Here is a 5,446-nt window from a genome sequence, read left to right on the forward strand (position 1 = left end):
GTGCGTGTGTTCTTTGAGAACTCAATAGTGTGTCGATGAATGTCAGTGCCAAATATTTATTTTGGTTCCGGCGCTTACACCCCCGTGTGGGTGTCGGACATTTTTTGTCAGCTATTTTTCCGGCTGGCGTTTAAGTTAGGTTTTCGGACTCTGGTTCGAGATATTTCTGATTCGCTCCCTTTGTGGGGGTAAATCTGGAGTCTTCAACGGAGAGTTTGATCCTGGCTCAGGACGAACGCTGGCGGCGTGCTTAACACATGCAAGTCGAGCGGTAAGGCCCTTCGGGGTACACGAGCGGCGAACGGGTGAGTAACACGTGGGTGATCTGCCTTGCACTCTGGGATAAGCCTGGGAAACTGGGTCTAATACCGGATATGACTACATGCTGCATGGTGTGTGGTGGAAAGATTTATCGGTGCGAGATGGGCCCGCGGCCTATCAGCTTGTTGGTGGGGTAACGGCCTACCAAGGCGACGACGGGTAGCCGACCTGAGAGGGTGATCGGCCACACTGGGACTGAGACACGGCCCAGACTCCTACGGGAGGCAGCAGTGGGGAATATTGCACAATGGGCGGAAGCCTGATGCAGCGACGCCGCGTGAGGGATGACGGCCTTCGGGTTGTAAACCTCTTTCGACAGGGACGAAGCGAGAGTGACGGTACCTGTAGAAGAAGCACCGGCCAACTACGTGCCAGCAGCCGCGGTAATACGTAGGGTGCGAGCGTTGTCCGGAATTACTGGGCGTAAAGAGCTTGTAGGCGGTTTGTCGCGTCGATTGTGAAATCTTGCAGCTCAACTGCAAGCTTGCAGTCGATACGGGCAGACTAGAGTACTGCAGGGGAGACTGGAATTCCTGGTGTAGCGGTGAAATGCGCAGATATCAGGAGGAACACCGGTGGCGAAGGCGGGTCTCTGGGCAGTAACTGACGCTGAGAAGCGAAAGCGTGGGTAGCGAACAGGATTAGATACCCTGGTAGTCCACGCCGTAAACGGTGGGTACTAGGTGTGGGTTTCCTTCCACGGGATCCGTGCCGTAGCTAACGCATTAAGTACCCCGCCTGGGGAGTACGGCCGCAAGGCTAAAACTCAAAGGAATTGACGGGGGCCCGCACAAGCGGCGGAGCATGTGGATTAATTCGATGCAACGCGAAGAACCTTACCTGGGTTTGACATACACCAGAAAGCTGCAGAGATGTAGCCCCCCTTGTGGTTGGTGTACAGGTGGTGCATGGCTGTCGTCAGCTCGTGTCGTGAGATGTTGGGTTAAGTCCCGCAACGAGCGCAACCCTTATCTTATGTTGCCAGCGCGTAATGGCGGGGACTCGTGAGAGACTGCCGGGGTCAACTCGGAGGAAGGTGGGGACGACGTCAAGTCATCATGCCCCTTATGTCCAGGGCTTCACACATGCTACAATGGCCAGTACAGAGGGCTGCGAGACCGTGAGGTGGAGCGAATCCCTTAAAGCTGGTCTCAGTTCGGATCGGGGTCTGCAACTCGACCCCGTGAAGTTGGAGTCGCTAGTAATCGCAGATCAGCAACGCTGCGGTGAATACGTTCCCGGGCCTTGTACACACCGCCCGTCACGTCATGAAAGTCGGTAACACCCGAAGCCGGTGGCCTAACCCTTGTGGAGGGAGCCGTCGAAGGTGGGATTGGCGATTGGGACGAAGTCGTAACAAGGTAGCCGTACCGGAAGGTGCGGCTGGATCACCTCCTTTCTAAGGAGCACTTCTACGTGACTGTCCGAAGAGTCGGATGATGTTGCGTCAGAGACCGTTGAGTCCTCGTATGTGGGGCTGCGGATGCTCATGGGTGGAACGCTGACAGGTTTCATCGCTTCATGTTCGAGGCCATGTCTTCGAGCGCGATGGATATATCGACACACTGTTGGGTCCTGAAAGAACACGCGAGTGTTTCTTTCTAGGCGAATGAACGACGAGATCCGAGTCGTGGTCATACCGCAGAGTTTTCTCTGGCTGGTGCCGCAGTAGTGCGAGGGTCTTGTGTGTTGTTTGAGAACTGCACAGTGGACGCGAGCATCTTTGTTTGTAAGTGTGTAAGAGCGTACGGTGGATGCCTTGGCACCAGGAGCCGATGAAGGACGTAGGAGGCTGCGATAAGCCTCGGGGAGCTGTCAACCGAGCTGAGATCCGAGGATTTCCGAATGGGGAAACCCAGCACGAGTGATGTCGTGTTACCCGCCATTGAATATATAGGTGGTGTGGAGGGAACGTGGGGAAGTGAAACATCTCAGTACCCACAGGAAGAGAAAACAATTGTGATTCCGTGAGTAGTGGCGAGCGAAAGCGGATGAGGCTAAACCGTGTAGATGTGATAGCCGGCAGGCGTTGTCTATGCGGGGTTGTGGGGCTTGATTTCTTCCTACTGCCGTGGGGAGCGAGAGTCAGAAAAGTTCGTGTTAGCTGAATTGGTCTGGGATGGCCAACCGTAGACGGTGAGAGTCCGGTAAGCGAAAATGCGTTCTCTCTTGTATCGAGTACCCGAGTAGCAGCGGGCCCGTGAAATCTGCTGTGAATCTGCCGGGACCACCCGGTAAGCCTGAATACTCCCTGGTGACCGATAGCGGACTAGTACCGTGAGGGAAAGGTGAAAAGTACCCCGGGAGGGGAGTGAAATAGTACCTGAAACCGTGCGCTTACAATCCGTCAGAGCTTTCCATCTTCGGGTGGTGGGGTGATGGCGTGCCTTTTGAAGAATGAGCCTGCGAGTCATCGGTGTGTGGCGAGGTTAACCCGTGTGGGGGAGCCGTAGCGAAAGCGAGTCCGAATAGGGCGTTGTAGTCGCACATCATGGACCCGAAGCGGAGTGATCTACCCATGGCCAGGGTGAAGCGACGGTAAGACGTCGTGGAGGCCCGAACCCACTTAGGTTGAAAACTGAGGGGATGAGTTGTGGGTAGGGGTGAAAGGCCAATCAAACTCCGTGATAGCTGGTTCTCCCCGAAATGCATTTAGGTGCAGCGTCGCGTGTTTCTCATCGGAGGTAGAGCTACTGGATGGTCTAGGGGGCCTACAAGCTTACCGAAATCAGCCAAACTCCGAATGCCGGTGAGTGAGAGCGCGGCAGTGAGACTGCGGGGGATAAGCTTCGTAGTCGAGAGGGAAACAGCCCAGATCGCCGGCTAAGGCCCCTAAGCGTGTACTAAGTGGAAAAGGATGTGGGGTCGCTTAGACAACCAGGAGGTTGGCTTAGAAGCAGCCACCCTTGAAAGAGTGCGTAATAGCTCACTGGTCAAGTGATCCTGCGCCGATAATGTAGCGGGGCTCAAGTACACCGCCGAAGCCGCGGCACTCAGTTATTATCTTGCTTTCGAGCCAGGAGACTGGGTGGGTAGGGGAGCGTCGTGTAGCCAGGGAAGCAGCAGAGTGATCTAGTTGTGGAGGCTGCGCGAGTGAGAATGCAGGCATGAGTAGCGAAAGACGAGTGGGAAACTCGTCCGCCGAATGACCAAGGGTTCCTGGGCCAGGTTAATCCGCCCAGGGTGAGTCGGGACCTAAGGCGAGGCCGACAGGCGTAGTCGATGGACAACGGGTTGATATTCCCGTACCCGTGTATCCGCGCCCAATGGCGAATCAGTTGTGCTAACCGTCCAAAAGCGGATCTATCACCTTCGGGTGAAGAGAAGTGGCTGCACGGGACCCTGATTGTAGTAGTCAAGCGATGGGGTGACGCAGGAAGGTAGCTGGGCCACGTGGTGGATTACGTGGTGTAAGCCTGTAGGACGTTGTGTAGGCAAATCCGCACAACATGTGTCTGAGAGGTGATGCGTACCCGTTGAGGGGAATTCAGTGATCCTATGCTGCCGAGAAAAGCCTCTAGTGAGTTGGTACACGGCCCGTACCCCAAACCGACACAGGTGGTCAGGTAGAGAATACTGAGGCGATCGAGGGAACTGTGGTGAAGGAACTCGGCAAAATACCTCCGTAACTTCGGGAGAAGGAGGGCCCGGTCTGGTGAACGCCTTTACGGTGGGAGCTGGGTTGGGTCGCAGAGACCAGAGAGAAGCGACTGTTTACTAAAAACACAGGTCCGTGCGAAGTCGTAAGACGATGTATACGGACTGACGCCTGCCCGGTGCCGGAAGGTTAAGAGGACCGGTTAGCTCGTAAGGGCGAAGCTGAGAATTTAAGCCCCGGTAAACGGCGGTGGTAACTATAACCATCCTAAGGTAGCGAAATTCCTTGTCGGGTAAGTTCCGACCTGCACGAATGGCGTAACGACTTCTCTGCTGTCTCCACCACAGACTCGGCGAAATTGCATTACGAGTAAAGATGCTCGTTACGCGCGGCAGGACGAAAAGACCCCGGGACCTTCACTATAGCTTGGTATTGGTGTTCGGTACGGTTTGTGTAGGATAGGTGGGAGACTGTGAAGCATTGACGCTAGTTAGTGTGGAGTCGTCGTTGAAATACCACTCTGGTCGTATTGGACTTCTAACCTCGGGCCATGATCTGGTTCAGGGACAGTGCCTGGTGGGTAGTTTAACTGGGGCGGTTGCCTCCTAAAGTGTAACGGAGGCGCCCAAAGGTTCCCTCAGCCTGGTTGGTAATCAGGTGTTGAGTGTAAGTGCACAAGGGAGCTTGACTGTGAGACTGACAGGTCGAGCAGGGACGAAAGTCGGGACTAGTGATCCGGCACCTACGTGTGGAAGTGGTGTCGCTCAACGGATAAAAGGTACCCCGGGGATAACAGGCTGATCTTCCCCAAGAGTCCATATCGACGGGATGGTTTGGCACCTCGATGTCGGCTCGTCGCATCCTGGGGCTGGAGTAGGTCCCAAGGGTTGGGCTGTTCGCCCATTAAAGCGGCACGCGAGCTGGGTTTAGAACGTCGTGAGACAGTTCGGTCTCTATCCGCCGCGCGCGTTAGAAACTTGAGGAAGGCTGTCCCTAGTACGAGAGGACCGGGACGGACGAACCTCTGGTGTGCCAGTTGTTCCGCCAGGAGCATGGCTGGTTGGCTACGTTCGGAAGGGATAACCGCTGAAAGCATCTAAGCGGGAAGCCTGTTCCAAGATGAGGTTTCTCTCCCTCTTGAAGGGTTAAGGCCCCCAACAGATCATTGGGTTGATAGGCCGGAACTGGAAGCACGGTAACGTGTGGAGGTGACTGGTACTAATAGGCCGAGGGCTTACTGACAAAGGTGTTACGCGTCCACTGTGCGGTATCTGAAACAACACACAGATACAGGCAGACGACCTGATTCCATCCTGTTCGGGGTGGTTGAGGGTGCGGCTCTCTGTGGATAGTTTCATAGTGTTACGGCGGCTATAGCGGTGGGGAAACGCCCGGTCCCATTCCGAACCCGGAAGCTAAGGTCACCTGCGCCGATGGTACTGCACTCGACAGGGTGTGGGAGAGTAGGACACCGCCGGAACTATTTTCACGAAGGCCCCCAGCATCAGCTGGGGGCCTTCGCTGTTT

Annotated in this window: 3 rRNA genes; all 3 read left to right on the plus strand. The window is 55.4% G+C overall.

The window, feature by feature from the left end:
* Positions 1-203 precede the first annotated feature (203 nt).
* Positions 204-1,720 (plus strand): 16S ribosomal RNA (locus tag NM2_RS46710).
* A 328-nt stretch (positions 1,721-2,048) separates the two neighbouring features.
* A 23S ribosomal RNA gene (locus NM2_RS46715) occupies positions 2,049-5,161 on the plus strand.
* Positions 5,162-5,282: 121 nt separating this feature from the next.
* Positions 5,283-5,399, plus strand: a 5S ribosomal RNA gene (rrf, locus tag NM2_RS46720).
* The 16S, 23S and 5S rRNA genes sit together here, the layout of an rRNA operon.
* Positions 5,400-5,446 lie beyond the last annotated feature (47 nt).

It is taken from the genome of Nocardia miyunensis NBRC 108239 (genome assembly GCF_001613065.1).
In the GTDB taxonomy this organism is placed as follows: domain Bacteria; phylum Actinomycetota; class Actinomycetes; order Mycobacteriales; family Mycobacteriaceae; genus Nocardia; species Nocardia miyunensis.